The sequence below is a fragment of the Bradyrhizobium jicamae genome (assembly GCF_018130695.1).
Classification (GTDB): Bacteria; Pseudomonadota; Alphaproteobacteria; order Rhizobiales; family Xanthobacteraceae; genus Bradyrhizobium; species Bradyrhizobium jicamae_B.
In genome coordinates this window covers 94,926-112,229 of record NZ_JAFCJX010000008.1, presented here as the reverse complement: position 1 = coordinate 112,229, position 17,304 = coordinate 94,926, and the positions used below count along the sequence as shown (strand labels likewise).

Annotated in this window: 15 protein-coding genes; 9 read left to right on the top strand and 6 right to left on the bottom strand. The window is 64.8% G+C overall.

Annotation, left to right across the window (positions count from 1 at the left end; all coding sequences use genetic code 11):
- Positions 1–23: 23 nt before the first annotated feature.
- On the top strand, positions 24–587 hold the full coding sequence (pyrE, locus tag JQ604_RS13385) for an orotate phosphoribosyltransferase (protein WP_212357870.1): 564 nt from the start codon (positions 24–26) through the stop codon (positions 585–587).
- 311 nt (positions 588–898) lie between these two features.
- Positions 899–1,666 (top strand): DUF2865 domain-containing protein, encoded by a 768-nt coding sequence (locus JQ604_RS13380; RefSeq protein WP_212357869.1) that lies wholly within the window; start codon positions 899–901, stop codon positions 1,664–1,666.
- A gap of 7 nt (positions 1,667–1,673) precedes the next feature.
- Here JQ604_RS13380 and JQ604_RS13375 read toward each other — a convergent pair whose 3' ends face one another.
- Positions 1,674–2,105: a hypothetical protein gene (locus JQ604_RS13375; protein ID WP_212357868.1), complete on the bottom strand. Its 432-nt coding sequence runs from the start codon at positions 2,103–2,105 to the stop codon at positions 1,674–1,676.
- A gap of 195 nt (positions 2,106–2,300) precedes the next feature.
- On the opposite strand from JQ604_RS13375, the gene JQ604_RS13370 reads away from it, so the two are divergent.
- Positions 2,301–2,594 carry a GIY-YIG nuclease family protein gene (locus JQ604_RS13370; RefSeq protein WP_212357867.1) on the top strand — a complete coding sequence of 98 codons (294 nt, stop codon included), beginning with the start codon at positions 2,301–2,303 and terminating at the stop codon, positions 2,592–2,594.
- A gap of 59 nt (positions 2,595–2,653) precedes the next feature.
- Here the strand turns inward: JQ604_RS13370 and JQ604_RS13365 are convergent, their stop codons facing one another.
- Entirely contained in the window at positions 2,654–2,887 is a 234-nt protein-coding gene (locus tag JQ604_RS13365; protein WP_212357866.1) for a hypothetical protein, read from the bottom strand.
- Between the two features lie 197 nt (positions 2,888–3,084).
- Here JQ604_RS13365 and JQ604_RS13360 point away from each other — a divergent pair, with 197 nt between their 5' ends.
- The 3 genes from JQ604_RS13360 to rocF all read left to right on the top strand — a co-directional run bounded on the left by JQ604_RS13360 (position 3,085) and on the right by rocF (position 7,737).
- Positions 3,085–5,601, top strand: coding sequence for a glycogen/starch/alpha-glucan phosphorylase (locus JQ604_RS13360; protein ID WP_212357865.1), 2,517 nt, complete (start codon positions 3,085–3,087; stop codon positions 5,599–5,601).
- Between the two features lie 198 nt (positions 5,602–5,799).
- A complete protein-coding gene (locus JQ604_RS13355; protein ID WP_212358026.1) occupies positions 5,800–6,624 on the top strand; it encodes an acyl-CoA thioesterase in 825 nt (274 codons plus the stop codon).
- A 144-nt stretch (positions 6,625–6,768) separates the two neighbouring features.
- A complete protein-coding gene (gene rocF / locus JQ604_RS13350) occupies positions 6,769–7,737 on the top strand; it encodes an arginase (RefSeq protein WP_212357864.1) in 969 nt (322 codons plus the stop codon).
- Positions 7,738–7,974: 237 nt separating this feature from the next.
- On the opposite strand, the gene JQ604_RS13345 is transcribed toward rocF, so the two are convergent.
- The 4 genes from JQ604_RS13345 to JQ604_RS13330 all read right to left on the bottom strand — a co-directional run bounded on the left by JQ604_RS13345 (position 7,975) and on the right by JQ604_RS13330 (position 13,821).
- On the bottom strand, positions 7,975–8,340 hold the full coding sequence (locus JQ604_RS13345) for a hypothetical protein (RefSeq protein ID WP_212357863.1): 366 nt from the start codon (positions 8,338–8,340) through the stop codon (positions 7,975–7,977).
- Positions 8,341–8,507: 167 nt separating this feature from the next.
- A complete protein-coding gene (locus JQ604_RS13340; protein WP_212357862.1) occupies positions 8,508–10,124 on the bottom strand; it encodes a phosphoenolpyruvate carboxykinase in 1,617 nt (538 codons plus the stop codon).
- A 312-nt stretch (positions 10,125–10,436) separates the two neighbouring features.
- The gene (locus JQ604_RS13335) at positions 10,437–13,019 is read right to left on the bottom strand and encodes a CHAT domain-containing tetratricopeptide repeat protein (RefSeq protein ID WP_212357861.1); all 2,583 of its coding nucleotides are present in this window, start codon (positions 13,017–13,019) and stop codon (positions 10,437–10,439) included.
- A 67-nt stretch (positions 13,020–13,086) separates the two neighbouring features.
- Positions 13,087–13,821 carry a HugZ family protein gene (locus JQ604_RS13330; protein WP_212357860.1) on the bottom strand — a complete coding sequence of 245 codons (735 nt, stop codon included), beginning with the start codon at positions 13,819–13,821 and terminating at the stop codon, positions 13,087–13,089.
- 212 nt (positions 13,822–14,033) lie between these two features.
- Between JQ604_RS13330 and JQ604_RS13325 the strand changes: the two genes are divergently transcribed.
- The 3 genes from JQ604_RS13325 (at position 14,034) to JQ604_RS13315 (ending at position 17,235) form a co-directional block, all read left to right on the top strand.
- Positions 14,034–14,735 (top strand): response regulator transcription factor, encoded by a 702-nt coding sequence (locus JQ604_RS13325; protein ID WP_016843287.1) that lies wholly within the window; start codon positions 14,034–14,036, stop codon positions 14,733–14,735.
- 110 nt (positions 14,736–14,845) lie between these two features.
- The gene (locus tag JQ604_RS13320) at positions 14,846–16,657 is read left to right on the top strand and encodes a sensor histidine kinase (protein ID WP_349631096.1); all 1,812 of its coding nucleotides are present in this window, start codon (positions 14,846–14,848) and stop codon (positions 16,655–16,657) included.
- Complete coding sequence (locus tag JQ604_RS13315) at positions 16,654–17,235, top strand: HPr kinase/phosphorylase (protein WP_212357859.1); 582 nt, start codon at positions 16,654–16,656, stop codon at positions 17,233–17,235. The genes JQ604_RS13320 and JQ604_RS13315 overlap by 4 nt, the downstream gene beginning before the upstream one ends.
- Positions 17,236–17,304 lie beyond the last annotated feature (69 nt).

Below are 17,304 nucleotides of genomic sequence, written 5' to 3'. Positions count from 1 at the left end.
CCTCGAACCGACAGAGAAGAACCTTGTCCAAATCAGCCTCCCGCGCCCGCCTCGCCGAGATCATCCGCAAGCGCTCGTTCGGCCGCGGCGAGATCACGCTGGCCTCGGGCCGCAAGAGCGATTTCTATTTCAATCTGAAGCCGACGATGCTCGACCCCGAGGGCGCGGCGCTGCTCGCCGAACTGACCTATGAGGCGCTGAAGGACCACCAGCTCGATTACGTCGGTGGGCTGGAGATGGGCGCGGTGCCGCTGGCGGGTGCGATCGCGCAGCTGTCCTGGCTGAAGGGCCATCCGATCGCGGCCTTCTTCGTGCGCAAGAAGCCAAAGGAGCACGGCGCGCGGCTTGCCGTCGAAGGACTCGCGAAGGGCGAGACGCTGGCGGGAAAACGTATCGTCATCGTCGAGGATGTCACCACCACAGGCGGCTCGGCGCTGAAGGCGGTGGAGGCGGTGCGCGAGGCCGGCGGCGAGATCGCGCTGGTCTTCACCATGGTCGACCGCGAGGAAGGCGCGACCGAGACATTCGCCGAGGCCGGGCTGGAGTTTCGCGCGCTGTACAAGGCGGGTGAGTTCTTGAAGAGCTGAAGGAGCTCTCATGTCCCGGACGCGGTGCGGCACGCAGTGACGCTCCGCAGAGCCGGGACCCATTTTTTTCCGCGGCTCACATGGGCCCCGGCCTAGCAGCGCACCACTTCGTGCTGCGCAGCATCCGGGGCACGAAAGCTTGCGTCCTCCGCTTTCTTTTCCGCAGTTCCCCGCGCAATCAATCGCTCGTTTACCATCCCGCATTATGGTGAATCGCGTCGAAACACTTGTCGTGTCGACGTGTTCAGTTGCGTTGCGTGGAGTTGGCGTTGCGTACAGAGTTGAGTGATCGGCGCGTGCGGCGCCGCGTGATGCTTGCTGCCGCCGCGCTTGCGGGCGCCGTCCTGGTCGTGCCCGCCCCCGTCTCGGCCGAAGGCCTGTTCGACCTGTTCTTTGGCGGCGCGCCGAAGCAGCAGGCGCGCCAGGCGCCGCCACAAGCCAATTTCTTCGCCGATCCGTTCGGCATCAACCAGCAGCCGGCCCCGCAGGCCGCGCCGACGCAACGCGTCGCGGGTTCGGGACCTGCGTTCTGTGTGCGCAGCTGCGACGGCAAGTATTTTCCGCTGACCATGCGCGGCAATTCCTCGCCGGTGCAGCTCTGCCAGGCGTTCTGCCCGGCGAGCCCGACCAAGGTCTTCTTCGGCAGCAACATCGACGGCGCCGCCTCCAGCAGCGGCGAGCGCTATGCCGACAGCGAGAATGCGTTCGCCTATCGCAAGGCGCTGCGCGCCGACTGCACCTGCAACGGCCGCGATCCCTCGGGCCTCGCACCGGTCGACCTCGCGCTCGACACGTCGCTGCGTTCCGGCGACGTGATCGCGACCAGCGATGGCCTCGTCGCCTATACCGGCGTCCGCGTCGGCAATGAACAGACTGCAGATTTCACGCCGATTGCCTCTTATCCCGGGCTGACGGCAGCGATCCGCGCCCGGTTGGGCGAAATGAAGGTCGCGCCCGTCACCGCCGAAATGGCCAGCGATGCCCCGCTGCCGGAGACTTCCCGCGACGTCGCCCTGCCGGCGTCGGTGGTGCCGAAGAGCGCCACGCCGAAACCGGCCCGGCGCGCCGAGGCCAACTGACGGCGCCTCACCTGCCGACGATCACGCCGATCACGTTCGGCGCCGCGAGATATTTGTCCTCGATCGCGGCGCGCGCGGCGGCGCGGTTCTCCGGCGTGAGCAGGCCGCGCTTCTCCGCCAAAATCATCCAGCAATAGCCCCACCAGTCGGTCAGCATGCCCTGATCGTCGACGAGGTCGTAGCCCAGCTCGCCTGCGAAGATCCGCGCATGCGCCTCGTCGAGCGTATCGAGCCAGGCGTGGTCCTCGGTCGAGAACAGCTCGTCGCTGAAATCATCGGTCGTGTAGCCCCAGATCGACATGCAGACCGCGTTGAACTCGCGGTCGATCTGGTCGTCATCGACCCATTGGCGGCGCGACGCCTGATGCAGCCGCGACAGCGACCGCGCGAAATCGGCGATGCGGGTGAGAGCGAATTGATCAAAGGCGATGGTGGACATGTAGCCCTCGCGGGAACGGACAGACCATAGATGTTGTGTCGGCAACGCGCCGAATCACAATGATATATCAAAGACTTGCTAAAGTGTTCTTAATTTGTTCCGAAGAGTGTATGATTACTGAAATTGATGTCGTCCCGGCGAAGGCCGGGACCCATAACCACGACTGTAAGACGTTTCGGAAACGAGTGCCCCGCGATGAATGCACCAGCCGCGTACTACGTCTACATTCTTGCAAGCCGGCGCCACGGCACGCTGTACATCGGCGTCTGCAGGGATCTCAGCAACCGACTTACATTGCATCGCTCCGGACGCGGTTCGGAGTTCGTCAAGAAATACGGCGTGACGCGACTTGTTTACGTGGAGACTTACCCCTCACCGTACGAGGCCATCACGCGCGAAAAGGCCTTGAAGAAATGGCACCGTGACTGGAAAATTCGTTTGATCGAGGAGGACAATCCGGATTGGCGGGACTTGTCCCATCTTCTGTGAGAGCGGTGGTTATGGGTCCCGGCCTTCGCCGGGACGACACCATTTTTGCGGCAGCTGCCTCAGTTCGCCGCCGACATCAGCCTGTCGCCGCACGCGCTCGCATAGAACTTGCCGCCGCACTGCCGCTTGATCGTGGCGCAACGGGCGGCGGGCGACGCGTTGGCTGGAACGGCGAAGCCGCAGGTCAGGCCGTCGGCGCTGCGGCCCACCTTGCCGGCGGCGAAGGTGGCGCTGGTGGCGGTGATGCAGATGACGAGCAGCGCGGCGGCGACGATCTCGATCAGCAATCTCATGGCGCACCTCAAACCCCAAATTCCGGCTCCTGGCGCCGATTCTAACACCGATCTGGGCGACCGTTTTGCCCTCAATCCGGCCCGGTCCTTGCATAAAATCATACCAACGCCGTGCATAGCAAACCTATCGATGGTATCGATCGCAGTGCAACGCGCGTATCATTTGCGTTGAGTCTGAGCTGCAGGGGTCAAGCGCGTTGCAGGAACAATCTTCTCCGGGGAACTCTTCGGCCCTGAACCAGCCGGTCGACGAGCTGGCACTGTCCGAAATCAAGGGCGCGATCCTGGCCAAGCTGCGGCTTGCCATCGGCAAGGACGCCGCCATGGCGACGCGGCGCGACTGGTACAAGGCGGCGGCGCTGGCGCTGCGCGACCGCATCGTGCACCGCTGGCTGACCGCGGAGAAGCAGAGCTACGACGCCGGCGCCAAGCGCGTCTATTATCTGTCGCTGGAATTCCTGATCGGCCGTCTCTTCACCGACGGGCTGAACAATATGGGCCTGCTGCCCATATTCGAGACCGCGCTCGGCGATCTCGGCGTCGACCTGCAGGACTTGCGCAAATGCGAGCCGGATGCCGCACTCGGCAATGGCGGCTTGGGGCGGCTCGCCGCCTGCTTCATGGAGAGCATGGCGACGCTGGCGATCCCCGCGATCGGCTACGGCATCCGTTACGATTTCGGTCTGTTCCGCCAGATCATCAACCAGGGCTGGCAGCAGGAATATCCCGACGAATGGCTCGGCTACGGCAACCCCTGGGAATTCCAGCGGCCGGAGGTGGTCTACAACATCCACTTCGGCGGCCATGTCGAGCATGTCGACGACCGCGGCCGCGATCGCGCCACCTGGCATCCGTCCGAGACCGTGGAAGCCATGGCCTATGACACGCCGATCGTCGGCTGGCGCGGCCAGCACGTCAATGCGCTGCGGCTGTGGTCGGCACACGCGCCCGACCCGCTCAGGCTCGACGTCTTCAACACCGGCGACTACGTCTCGGCCAGCGCCGAGCAGGCGCGCGCGGAAGCGATCTGCAAATTCCTCTATCCGAACGACGAGAGCGCGGCGGGCCGCGAGCTGCGGCTGCGCCAGGAATATTTCTTCGTCTCGGCCTCGCTGCAGGATCTCGTCAAGCGGCACCTCGCCGCCGACGGCCAGCTGCGCAGCCTCGCGATGAAGGCGGCGGTGCAGCTCAACGACACCCATCCGAGCCTTGCCGTCACCGAGCTGATGCGCATCCTGGTCGACCTGCACAATTTCCGCTGGGAGGAGGCCTGGAAGATCACCGTCGCCACCCTCTCCTACACCAACCATACGCTGCTGCCGGAAGCGCTGGAGAGCTGGCCGGTCGAGATTTTCGAGCGGCTGCTGCCGCGGCATCTCGAGATCATCTACCGCATCAACGTCGCCCATCTCGCGCTCGCCGAGGAGCGCTGCCCCGGCGATATCGAATATCGCGCCTCGGTGTCGCTGATCGACGAGAAGAGCGGCCGCCGGGTTCGGATGGGCCAGCTCGCCTTCGTCGGCTCGCACCGCATCAATGGCGTCTCGGCAATGCATTCCGACCTGATGAAGGAGACCGTGTTCCACGATCTCCATCATCTCTATCCGCAGCGCATCACCAACAAGACCAACGGCATCACCTTCCGCCGCTGGCTGATGCTGGCCAACCCGCGGCTGACCGCGCTGTTGCGCGAGACCTGCGGCGAGGCGGTGCTCGATGATTTCTCGCTGCTCGAACGCCTCGAGGATCACTCCAGCGACATCGCGTTCCAGAAGCGCTTCCGCGACGTCAAGCATCACAACAAGCTGGCGCTGGCGCGGCTGATCGGCGAGCGCAATAGCATCAAGGTCGATCCGTCGGCGCTGTTCGACGTGCAGATCAAGCGCATCCATGAATACAAGCGGCAGCTGCTCAACATCGTCGAGACCATCGCGCTCTATCACGCGATGAAGGACGAGCCGAAGCGCGACTGGGTGCCGCGGGTCAAGATCTTCGCCGGCAAGGCAGCGGCGAGCTATCGCTACGCCAAGCTGATCAGCAAGCTGATCAACGATGTCGGCGAGGTCGTGAACAAGGATCCCGACATCGCAGGACGGCTCAAGGTCGTGTTCCTCGCCGACTACAATGTCAGCCTCGCGGAGATGATCATTCCCGCCGCCGACCTCTCCGAGCAGATCTCGACCGCCGGCATGGAGGCCTCCGGCACCGGCAACATGAAGCTGGCGCTGAACGGCGCGCTGACGATCGGCACGCTCGACGGCGCCAATATCGAGATCCGCGACAATGTGGGTACGGAGAACATCGCGATCTTCGGCCTCGAGGCCGGCGACGTCATGGTCCGCCGCAAGCAGGGGCTCGATGCCAGCGACGTGATCGGCAAGTCGCCGCGGCTGGAGCGCGCGATCCGCGCCATCGAGAGCGGCGAGTTCTCGCCCGGCGATCCCGCCCGCTTCGCCTCGATCGGGCACGCGCTGCGCTATCTCGACCACTACATGGTCTCGGCCGATTTCGATTCCTATTACGAGGCGCAGCGCAGCGTCGACGCGCGCTGGCAGGTGGTGCCGGCGTGGAACAGGGCCTCGATCCTCAACGTGGCGCGGATGCCGTGGTTCTCGTCGGATCGCACCATCCGCGAATATGCCGAGGACATCTGGCACGTCCCGGTGCGCCCGACCGCGCCGACGGTTGGCGCCAAGCGTGAGGCGAAGGGATAATCCCGGCACGCGGAAATCGATGACCTCAGACGTCATTGAATTTGGCGTGGCAATCGCGATATTGCCATAACATGACGACCGTCATTGCGAGCGTAGTCCGTAGGGTGGGCAAAGGAGCGTAGCGACGTGCCCACCATTCCCGGCGTGCTCGTGGTGGTGGGACTCGTGAATGACGACAGACCATGCTCAGGGAATTTCATGCTCACCAAGACCCCGCATCTTTTCGATGAAGCGACCGCCGTCACCGCCGGTGACAGCCGCTGGCAGGGACGCACCAGTCCGGATTACTGGGCCTTTGTCGGCCCGTTCGGCGGCTGCACGGCCGCGACGATTCTGCGCGCGCTGATCGAGCATCCGCAGCGTGCCGGCGATCCGCTGGCGCTGACGGTCAATTACTGCGCACCGGTCAAGGAAGGCGCCTTCGATCTCGACGTCCGCCTGGTGAAGGCCAACCGCTCCAGCCAGCACTGGAGCGTGGAGATGACGCAAGGCAGCGACGAGGTCGTCACGCTGGCGACCGCGGTGTTCGCCGAGCGGCGGCCGTCGTGGTCGCACCAGCCGATGCCATTTCCCGGTGCTGCCACGCCGTTCGAACAGACGCGCTCCTATCCGAGCCTCGCGATGACCTGGGTCAAGCAATACGACTTCCGCTTCGTCGAGGGCGAGCCGACCTTCGGCACCGCGCCGCCGCCGAGCGAGCCGCTGAGCCCCTATTCCAAGCTGTGGATCGCTGACAAGAAGCCGCGCAAGCTGGACGCGCTGTCGCTGATGTCGATGTCGGACGCCTTCTTCGGCCGCGTGTTCCATGCGCGGCGCGAGCTGGTGCCGTTCGGCACGGTGTCGCTGACCACGTATTTCCACGTGGATTCCGCCGATCTCGCCGCGGAAGACACGACCAAGGTGCTGGCCGTCGCCGACGCCCGGATTTTCCACAAGAGTTACGGCGACCAGCACGGCGAATTGTGGTCTCCATCCGGCCGCCTGCTCGCAACCACGACGCAAATCGCCTATTTCAAGGTGTAAGCGGCGTAGGGTGGGCAAAGCGACTTGTCCGCCGTAGCTCAACGAGCGAAGGCGGAAGCGTGCCCACCATCCAGAGCACCGCACTTGATGGTGGGCACGGCGCTACGCGCCTTTGCCCACCCTACGGTTTTGGAAAGGGCTCCGATGTCCGAGACCCGCAACTCAATGCCGCAACGCATCGCGCTGCTCGGCGCGCCGATCGAGATCGGCGCTTCGCAGGCGGGAACGCTGATGGGACCCGCGGCGCTGCGCACGGCGGGCATCGCGCGGCTGCTCCAGCAACTCGGCTTTGCGGTCGACGACCACGGCGACATCGCAATTCCGGCCGTGGTGCCGGACGGGCCCGTGCCGGTCTACGCAAAATTCTACGACGAGGTGAAGACCTGGATCCGCGCCTTGAGCGAGCGCTCGTACTGGCTCGCGAGCTCGGGTGCGATCCCGATCTTCATGGGCGGCGATCATTCGCTGTCGATGGGCTCGGTGAACGGCGTCGCCCGCTACTGGCGTGACAAGGGCCGGCCGCTGTTCGTGCTGTGGCTCGACGCGCATGCCGATTACAACACGCCGTCGACCACGCTGACCGGCAACATGCATGGCATGTCGGCGGCGTTTCTCTGCGGCGAACCCGGGCTCGATAATCTGCTCGGCGGATTGCCGCGCGCGCCGATCACGCCCGACCAGCTCGATCTCTTCGGCGTCCGCTCGATCGATCCGCTGGAGAAGGAGTTGGTGCGCGCGCGCAAGGTCGCGATCGCCGACATGCGCGCGATCGACGAGTTCGGCGTCGCCGTGCTGATCCGCCGCGTCATCGAGCGCGTACGCGCCAGGAACGGCGTGCTGCATGTCTCCTTCGATGTCGACTTCCTCGATCCGGCAGTCGCACCCGGCGTCGGCACCACGGTGCCGGGCGGCGCCACCTATCGCGAAGCGCATCTGATCATGGAGCTGCTGCACGATTCTGGATTGGTGCGCTCGCTAGATATCGTCGAGCTCAATCCCTTCCTCGACGAGCGCGGCCGCACCGCGCGCGTCGCGGTCGAATTGACCGGCAGCCTGTTCGGCATGCAGATCGCTGACCGACCGACGCCGACCAATGCGGTGCTGCCGGATTGACCTTTCACCTCTCCCCGCACTTCAGCGGGGAGAGGTCGGATCGCATCGCAGATGCGATCCGGGTGAGGGGCCGTGCACGGCGGTGCCATGCGGATAGCCTCTCCGACTCCTCGAGTGACCTGGCGGCAAATATCGAATTCGCCGCTTGCCGCGTGCCATGCCCCTCACCCGCCGCCTACGCTGCGCTCCGGCGTCGACCTCTCCCCGCAAAGAGCGGGGAGAGGTGAAGTGCTCCCTTCACGTCTCCTGCGTCGCGGTGCCGCCGATCAATGTCGTGGCGCCGGTGGCGGGATCGCTGATGACGTTGCGCACCTGCGCACTGCCCTGGCCTTGCAGGATGAACTTGGTGTCGCCGATCCGGAACGAATTGTCCTTGATCAGCACCTGCTGATACTGCGTGGTCGACCCGCTCTGATACTTCACCTGGGCGCGGAATCCGTTGACGTCGGAGATCGAGAACTTGAAGGTCTGGCCGTTCGAATAGGTGCCGTCCCAGCTGCCCTGATAGCTCGCGGGATCGACATTGACATAGGGCGTGCTCGACGGCGTCGAGAGCGAGGCAGACGTGTAGGAGTTCTGCAGGATGCTCATGATGTCGCCCATCGCCGGTCTCCATGCCGAAAATCGAATGGAGCGACTACGGACGCACGGGGGTTAACGAGACCTTGCGTTGCTTGTCCCGATATTTCCATGGAAACAGTAAGACATCATCAGAAACAGAAAAGGCGGCCACGCGGGCCGCCTTTTCGATCTCGAAATGAAAGCGCCGATTATTCCGCGGCGAGCTTCACGTCCGGCGCGGCGGCGCGGACTTCGGCGTCGACCTGCGCTTCGAACTTGGCAAAGTTCTTCTGGAACATGCCGACCAGGCTACGCGCCGTCTTGTCGAACTCGTCCTTGTCCTTCCAGGTGTTGACCGGATTGAGGATCTCGTTCGGCACGCCGGGCAGCGCGGTCGGGACCGCGAATCCGAAATACTTGTCGGTGCGGAATTCGACGTTGCGCAAGGACCCGTCGAGCGCGGCCGTCAGCAGCGCACGCGTCACCTTGATCGGCATGCGGGAGCCTGTGCCATACTTGCCGCCGGTCCAGCCGGTGTTGACCAGCCAGCAATCGACATTGTGCTTGGCGATCAGGTCGCGGAGCATGTTGCCGTAGACGCTGGGGTCGAGCGGCAGGAACGGCGAGCCGAAGCAGGTGGAGAATTCCGGCTGCGGCTCGTTGCCGAGACCACGCTCGGTGCCGGCGACCTTGGCGGTGTAGCCGGACAGGAAGTGATACATCGCCTGCGCCGGCGTCAGCTTGGCGATCGGCGGCAGCACGCCGAAGGCGTCGGCGGCCAGCATCACCACGTTCTTCGGCTGCGGTGCGCAGCCGGTGCGCGAGGCGTTCGGGATGAAATCGAGCGGATAGGCCGAGCGCGTGTTCTCGGTCTTGGAGCCGTCGTCGAAATCCACCACGCGGGTGGTCTCGTCGAGCACGCAGTTCTCAAGCACCGCACCGAACCGGGTCGAGGCGGCATAGATCTCGGGCTCGGCGTCCTGCGACAGCTTGATGCACTTGGCGTAGCAGCCGCCTTCGAAGTTGAACACGCCGTTCGGGCCCCAGCCGTGCTCGTCATCGCCGATCAGCGTGCGGTTCGGATCGGCCGACAGCGTGGTCTTGCCGGTGCCTGACAGCCCGAAGAAGATCGCGGTGTCGCCCTTGGCGCCGACATTGGCCGAGCAGTGCATCGGCATCACGCCGCGCTCGGGCAGGTAATAGTTCAGCGTCGTGAACACCGACTTCTTCATCTCGCCGGCATAATAGGAGCCGCCGATCAGGACGATCTTGCGGGCGAAGTCGATCGCGACGACGTTCTCCGATTTGCAGCCGTGACGCTTCGGATCGGCGCGGAAGCTCGGCATGTCGATGATGGTGAGCTCCGGTACGAAGCTCGCGAGCTCCGACGCCTCCGGGCGGATCAGCAGCGTGCGAATGAACAGCGAGTGCCAGGCAAGCTCGGTGAAGACGCGGGTCTTGATGCGATAGGCCGGATCGGCGCCGCCATAGAGATCCTGCGCGAACAGGGACTTGCCTTCAGCGTGCTTGAGGAAGTCCTGGTACAGCGCCTCGAACTGCTCCGCGGTGATCGACTGGTTGCCGGCCCACCACATCTTCTTGTCGGTGGAGGCGTCGCGGACCGTGAACTTGTCCTTGGGGCTGCGGCCGGTGAACTCACCGGTATCAGCGCAAAGCGCGCCGTCAGCCGAGAGCACCGCTTCTCCGGCGGAGAGCGAGTGCTGATAAAGTTGTGGCGCGCCGAGGTTCCATTGCACGCCCTTGAGATTTCTTAAGCCGAATTTGTCGGCACCAAAGGCACCGTTATGCACGCCCGTCTCTTGCACGAAGAACCTCCTCGAAGCCGCGTATTCCGTTTGCGCGAATGTCGCTATTCGCGCCCCGTCGCGGTGACCGCTTGTTGAATGATAGCCTTCCGGCCCGGGTCCGGCGACCTAATAGTGAGGAACGCCGTCCTTGCCAAGCCAGTCCGCGCAGTTTTGGTTTATTCGATGGCGCGGCGTTGATCCGCGTCAAATGCCGAACGCGCCGCGTGCTTTCGCCTTGCTTTCGTTTTTGCTGGTTTTCTGGGCACTGCGCGGCCTTTAGTCGCTTGATAGCGCTACCAAGCGGTGCGTGCGATGCACAAGCGTTGCGTATTACCGCACCGCCCCTTCGCCGATCAGGGCAAACGGTGCCCAGAATGCCGGGTATGCGTTGCGCGGCGAGGCGGTGTCGTTGAGATAGGCCAGCATGGCCTGGCGCAGCGCTTCGGCGCGGCCAAGCTTCGGATCGGCCTTGAGGCGATCGAAGGTTGCCGTCGTCAGCCGCGTTGCGGCTTCCGAATCCACCGACCAGTGCGACACCAGCAGCGCGCGTGCGCCGGCATAGAAGAACGACCGGGCGAGCCCGGACAGCGCTTCGGCACCGGGCTTGTCGCCCGCTATCGTGTTGCACGCGGATAGCACCACCCAATCGGCGTTGAGCTTGAGCTGCGCGACCTCGCTCGAGGTCAGCAGGCCGTCGTCGAAATCGGTCGGCTGTTTGGGAATGCTCAGGACGAGCGAAGGTTCCGCAACGCCCTTCACATCACCGGCGACGAGGCCGTGTGTTGCGAAATAGACGATGCTGTAATCGGCGAGATTGGCGCGCTTCACGGTGGTCTCGCTCGCGTCCGTGCCGAGATGGATGTCCGAATCGGACACGCCGAGATCCTTGGCCACCGCATTCAACTCATCGGCGGTATCGGGCAGCTGCGGCAGCGCCGACGACAGCCGCATGCGATCGACACCCGCGCCCTGCCAGAAGTCGGTGTAGGCGGATGTCACCAGCGCGCGCGAGGCCTGCCTGGTCGTACGGCTGTCACCGGCGCCGCCCTGCAATGGATTGAACAGGGGATCACCAAAGCCGGTCATCGGCTTGGTGCTCTCCTCCTTGCGCGCGAACAGGCGCGATGCCTTCAGGCTCGATGCCGCCGGCAATACCGAGATCGCCTGACGCTTCAATAGCCACGCGGCATCGCGATAGCCCGCGAAGGTCTCGGGGATCGCGGCCGACGGCTTTTCGGTCACCAGCAGATGGAACGGCAACGCAGTCAGCGCGCCGCTCGGCGCCACCAGCAGGCTGCGTTTGTCCTTGACCAGCGTGTCGACCGGGCCGAGCAGCGTCGTGTAGAGCTCGTTGGCGAGCGCGAGATCGAACAGGCCGTTCTTGCCGGCGCCGTCGTTCGCCTTGTTGATGTCGAGCCCACGGCGGAAAGCGGCGACCTTTTGCGACAGCGCCTCGGCGCCGAGCGCAATTGGCTTCCAGTCGACGCCCTCGCGGGTGATCGCAAAAACGTACGTGTCCTTCTCGTTGACCGAGAACAGCACCATCGCCTCATTATCGGACAGCAGCGCCTGGATTTCCTTCGCCGTCATCGGCAACGGATTCGACAGCGCGGCATAGTCGGGGAATTCGCCGGCAAACGTCTTCTGCAGGCCGGCGCGCTCGGTGGCGATTGCAGACAGACGCTGGCGGCTGCGCTGCTCGGCCGCGGGATCGCGCCTGGTCCTGTCCTTTGACACGGCTGCGAGCAGCGATTTGTCGAGCATCTCGGTCTCGGACGCGAGGTCCTGGTCGCGACGCACCAGCTGTGCAAGACGATCGGTGCCGGCGGCGAGCCGCACCGCGAGCTTGTTCACGGCGGACGCCGCGGACGACTGCGTGCCGCGCTGGACCACGTTGAGGGCGTCATCGAGCGCCTTCTCCGCCGGCAGCAATTGTGGCTTGCTCGCATACAGCACCGGCAGCGCGACGCGCAGCTGCGCGCGGCCGTTCGCGATCGTGCCTTCGACGATCGGCAGCGCATCCGCGGTGCGGCCTTCGCTCTGGTAGAGCGAGGCAAGATTGTTCGAGGAGATCGCAAGATCGGGATGATCGGGGCCGAGCGCGCTTTGCCGGATCGTGACCGCGCGCTGATACAACGGCTCGGCGTCCTCTAGGCGGCCCTGCCGTTCATAGAGATCGGCGAGATTGTTGAGCGAGCGCGCGACGTCGGCATGGTCGCGGCCGAGCACCTTTTCACGGATCGCCAGCGAGCGCTTGATCAGGGGCTCGGCCTCGGCGTAGCGGCCCTGCACCTTGTCGACCTGACCGATATTGTTGAGCAAGGTTGCGACCGCGGGATGTTCGGGGCCGCCGACCTTCTCGTAGATCGCGAGCGCCCGCTTGAACAGCGGCTCAGACTGGTCGTGATTGCCCTGCTTCTCGTAGAGCGTCGCCAGATTGTTCAGGGATTGCCCGAGATCGGGATGACCTGCCGGCAGCGACTTCTCGCGGATCGAAAGGGCGCGCTTGAAGAGCGGCTCGGCATCGGCAAAACGCTCCTGGCGCTGATAGAGCGCGGCGAGATTGTTCAGCATCGGCGCGGCGTCGACGGAGTCCAGACCCGACGTCTTGTCGAGGATCGCGAGCGCGCGCTTCAGCATCGGCTCGGCCTCGGCGTCGCGGCCCTGGCTGCCATAGAGCTGCGCCAGATTGTTCAGCGCCGCCGCAACGTCGCGATTGTTGGGTCCGAACTTCCTTTCAAGGCTGTCGAGCTGCGCTTTCGCGAGCGGAATGGCTTCGGCGATCTTGCCCGCGCGGCTGAGCTCGTTGATCCTGGCGCTGGTGGCGTCACCCGCGCGCGACGGCGCGGTCAGGCTCGTGGTTGCGGCGAGCGCAAGCCAGAACGTAACGACCAAACGACTGCTGGATTTCATGAACGTCTCGCCTCCACACCGCCATGGGTCGCGGAAGCGGCAGCGGCCGTTCAATTCAGCGCGATGCTCAGCCCTTGGCGCGGGCCTCGCCGGCGAGCCGCACCAGCATCTTGCGGAGCCCGGTGCCATCAGTGACCCGCTCCGGGAAATCGAGCCGCAGGGTCCGGCCGTCGGCTTGCATGTCCATGCCGTCGGGGTCGCAGCCGGTGCAGGCCCAATTGGCGCTCTCGGCCCCGAGCAGCCGCGTCGCATAGAGGTTCATGGCCTCGCGATGGTCCTCGTTCATGTGCGCCACGGCGCCCGGCTCGGCCTCCAGCAAGCCGCCCGCATCGCTGATTTCGGTCAAAAACTGCTCCGGCTTCAGGTCGACGATCCGGCCGAAGCCGGCGACCAGATGGGCGCCGGCGGGGCGGATCCGGAAGAACGAAAAATCCTTAAATTCTACAAAGGCTTCTGCGGATGGATGGGCGGCGAGGTAGCGCCGGCGGAGCAAGTCGACCTCGGTTTCGTCAGCCTCCTCGGCCCGCCCGGCCAGCATGATCCGGGCCCCCTCCAGCGGATCGCCCGCGACCCGCTCGTCCAGCATCAGGGAGACCCGGCTGTCGGCCAGGATATTCTTGGTATGCAGCGCCAGCCGCGAGATCAGCAGGATCGGCGAGGCATCCGGATGGCTGGCCAGATTGACCAGGGAGCAATAGGGATCGCCGTGGTCTGCCATCAATGTGGCCAGCGCGCCCTGCCGGCTGCGCCGAAGCAGCGAGCGAGCCAGCCTGGAAGGGTTAAAATCTGCAGTCGGTTCCATGGTTTATCCGGCCATCTTTGCTGAAAAAAGGGGGTTTTCTCAGGATTTCAGGGTGCTATATGGGGTGCACGTACTTGGCCGCGAGCGTTTCGCGGAACTCGGTCACACTTCAGCCCAGCTTGCATTGCTCGTTGACCGCGTTCAAAGCCCATTGATACGGCGCGTCGCTGGGGAGCCCGCCGTCTAAGCCACTCTCATTGTGAAAGCAGCTCATGCCCACAATCGCCTTGGTCGACGACGACCGCAACATTCTCACTTCCGTCTCGATCGCGCTCGAAGCCGAAGGCTATCGGATCATGACCTACACGGACGGAGCGTCGGCGCTGGACGGTTTTCGCACATCGCCGCCGGACCTTGCGATCCTCGACATCAAGATGCCGCGCATGGACGGCATGGAGACGCTGCGCCGGCTGCGCCAGAAGTCCGATCTGCCGGTGATCTTCCTCACCTCCAAGGATGAGGAGATCGACGAATTGTTCGGCCTCAAGATGGGCGCCGACGATTTCATCCGCAAGCCGTTCTCGCAGCGCCTGCTGGTCGAGCGCGTCAAGGCCGTGCTCCGCCGCGGCCAGCCGAAGGATCCGACCGCGGCTCCGAAGGAACCGGATGCCCGCGCACTCGACCGCGGCCTGCTGCGCATGGATCCGGAGCGCCACACCTGCACCTGGAAGAACGAGCCGGTGACGCTGACGGTGACGGAATTCCTGATCCTGCAGGCGCTGGCCACTCGCCCGGGCGTGGTGAAGAGCCGCAACGCGCTGATGGACGCGGCCTATGACGACCAGGTCTATGTCGACGACCGCACCATCGACAGCCACATCAAGCGGCTGCGCAAGAAGTTCAAGGTCGTCGACGACGATTTCGAGATGATCGAGACGCTGTACGGCGTCGGCTATCGTTTCAAGGAAGCCTGATCTGCATATTGCAGACGGCTCGTTAACTCACCAAGCCCGCGCCAGTCGTTTAGACTGGCGCGGGCGATGATTTGCTTCGCGGGACCACACTCAAACCGGCAGTTTTGCCTGTGCTTGATCGACCACAGCTTGAGCAGGGCCTGAGCAACGAGGACGTGCCATCGTCCGTCGATCAGGACCTCGTGGCTGACGACAAGGCGAAAGACAAAGGCTGGCGCCGGCCGCTCGGCTGGCTGCGCCGCGCCGGCCAGTTCTTCTTCGCGCTGTCATTCTCCAGCCTGACGCGCCGCATCGTCTCGCTCAACCTCGCCGGCCTGGTGGCGCTGGTCGCAAGCATCCTCTATCTCTCCCAGTTCCGCGCCGGCCTGATCGAGGCGCGCACGCAGAGCCTGCTGGTCTATGCCGAGATCATCTCGGAAGCGATCGCGGCCTCCGCCACCGTCGAAGGCAACACCATCACCTTCGATGCCAACAACTTCAACGATCTCAAGCTCGGCGAGAGCTATGGCGCGCCCGACGATTCCGCGGACTTCCCGATCAATCCGGAGCGCGTCGCGCCGGTGCTGCGCCGGCTGATTGCGCCGACCAAAACCCGCGCCCGCATCTTCGACCGCGACGGCGGGCTGATCCTGGACAGCCGCAATCTGTTCGCCCGCGGCGACGTGCTGCGCTTCGAGCTGCCGCCGCCGAGCGAGAAGCCGTCGTTCTTCGAAAAGACCAAGACCGCGATCAAGACCTGGTTCAACCGCGGCGACCTGCCTGTTTATCGCGAGCTCGGCCCCGAAGGCGGCAAGGGTTATGCGGAGGTCGGGCAATCGCTTGAGGGCATGAAGAGCAGCATGGTGCGCGTCACCGAGCGCGGCGCGGTGGTCGTCTCGGTCGCGGTCCCCGTGCAGCATTTCCGCGCCGTGCGCGGCGCGCTGATGCTGACCACGCAGGGCGACGACATCGACCAGATGGTGACCTCGGAGCGCCTGGCGATCCTGAAGATCGGCGGCGTCGCCTCCGCGGTCATGATCATGCTGTCGCTCTTGCTGGCGAGCACGATCGCAGGCCCCGTGCGGCGGCTTGCCGACGGCGCCGAGCGGGTCCGCCGCCGCATCCAGACCCGCGTCGAGATTCCCGATTTCAGCCGCCGCCGCGACGAGATCGGCCATCTCTCCGGCGCGCTGCGCGACATGACGAATGCGCTGTACAGCCGCATCGAGGCGATCGAGATGTTCGCCGCCGACGTTGCCCATGAGCTGAAGAACCCGCTGACCTCGCTGCGCTCCGCCGTCGAGACCCTGCCGCTGGCGCGCAACGAGAACAGCCGTCAGCGGCTGCTCGCCGTCATCGAGCACGACGTGAAGCGGCTCGACCGCCTGATCTCGGACATTTCCGACGCCAGCCGGCTCGATGCCGAATTGCAGCGCAACGACATGGCGCCGGTCGACCTGCGCCGGCTGCTGACGACGCTCGTCGGCGTCGCCAACGAAACGCGGCTTGGCCACGACGTCGCCGTCGAAGCGCGTTTCGAGGGCCGCAGTTCGACCGATACGCTCTCGGTGCCCGGCCATGATTCACGGCTCGGCCAGGTGATCTCGAACCTGCTGTCGAACGCGCAGTCGTTCTCCAAGCCCGGCCAGAAGGTGCGCATCGTCTGCCGCCGCGTGCGCAGCGAGATCGAGATCGTGGTCGACGATGACGGCCCCGGCATCGGCGAGGATGCGCTGGAGCGCATCTTCGAGCGCTTCTACACCGATCGTCCGCATCAGGGCTTTGGCCAGAACTCGGGCCTCGGCCTGTCGATCTCCAAGCAGATCATCGAGGCCCATGGCGGGCGCATCTGGGCGGAGAATCGCCACGGTCCCGCCGACGAGGACGGCAAGCCCACGGTCACCGGCGCGCGCTTCGTGGTGCGCCTGCCGGCGCTGCTATGAGCGACACCGATGCGAGTGGCGGCGCAACGGTGCACGCCTCCGCTGTGCTGGTCGGCGACCGCGCCGTCCTGATCCGCGGGCCCTCCGGCTCCGGCAAGTCCCGCCTCGCCTTCGAACTGATTCTCGCCGGCCGCGCCGGGCAGCTTCCGCCGGCCGTTTTGGTGGGCGATGACCGTGTCCATCTCGACACAGCCGGCGAACAATTGCGGGTCCGCACCGCGCCAGAATTGGCCGGCCTGATCGAGATCCGCGGCCTCGGAATCCGCCATCTGCCGTTCGCCGCCGAGGCACCGGTCGGACTGGTCGTGGACTTGGCCGCGGCCGATGCGGAGCGCCTGCCGCCGCCCGCGGCACTTAAGACCCGGGTGAAAGGTGTCATATTACCGCGAATCCCCGTCGCATCCGGGCAGCAACCCCTGCTACAGGTTGTCGCAGCGCTGACGACAACCGAGAGTTCATGGTCCCGTAATCTTGCGGGAGATTGTGGGAAGGGAATTGGTAACCATATCCATCCCACACTTGCAGCCGATTTGACCGGCGCAGCCTCCCCTTTGTCCCGCCAGAAACCGGGAGACTAGCCAAGATGCCCTCTTGCGCGGGGCCTCTGGATGGTCAAAGTGGCGCGTTCGTGCGGTGCACCAAAAGCG

Coding starts and splice junctions, on each gene's coding strand:
- JQ604_RS13380 (WP_212357869.1), top strand. CDS start 899: ATGCTTGCTGCCGCCGCGCTTGCGGGCGCCGTCCTGGTCGTGCCCGCC.
- JQ604_RS13375 (WP_212357868.1), bottom strand. CDS start 2,105: ATGTCCACCATCGCCTTTGATCAATTCGCTCTCACCCGCATCGCCGAT.
- JQ604_RS13370 (WP_212357867.1), top strand. CDS start 2,301: ATGAATGCACCAGCCGCGTACTACGTCTACATTCTTGCAAGCCGGCGC.
- JQ604_RS13365 (WP_212357866.1), bottom strand. CDS start 2,887: ATGAGATTGCTGATCGAGATCGTCGCCGCCGCGCTGCTCGTCATCTGC.
- JQ604_RS13355 (WP_212358026.1), top strand. CDS start 5,800: ATGCTCACCAAGACCCCGCATCTTTTCGATGAAGCGACCGCCGTCACC.
- rocF (WP_212357864.1), top strand. CDS start 6,769: ATGTCCGAGACCCGCAACTCAATGCCGCAACGCATCGCGCTGCTCGGC.
- JQ604_RS13345 (WP_212357863.1), bottom strand. CDS start 8,340: ATGGGCGACATCATGAGCATCCTGCAGAACTCCTACACGTCTGCCTCG.
- JQ604_RS13335 (WP_212357861.1), bottom strand. CDS start 13,019: ATGAAATCCAGCAGTCGTTTGGTCGTTACGTTCTGGCTTGCGCTCGCC.
- JQ604_RS13330 (WP_212357860.1), bottom strand. CDS start 13,821: ATGGAACCGACTGCAGATTTTAACCCTTCCAGGCTGGCTCGCTCGCTG.
- JQ604_RS13325 (WP_016843287.1), top strand. CDS start 14,034: ATGCCCACAATCGCCTTGGTCGACGACGACCGCAACATTCTCACTTCC.
- JQ604_RS13315 (WP_212357859.1), top strand. CDS start 16,654: ATGAGCGACACCGATGCGAGTGGCGGCGCAACGGTGCACGCCTCCGCT.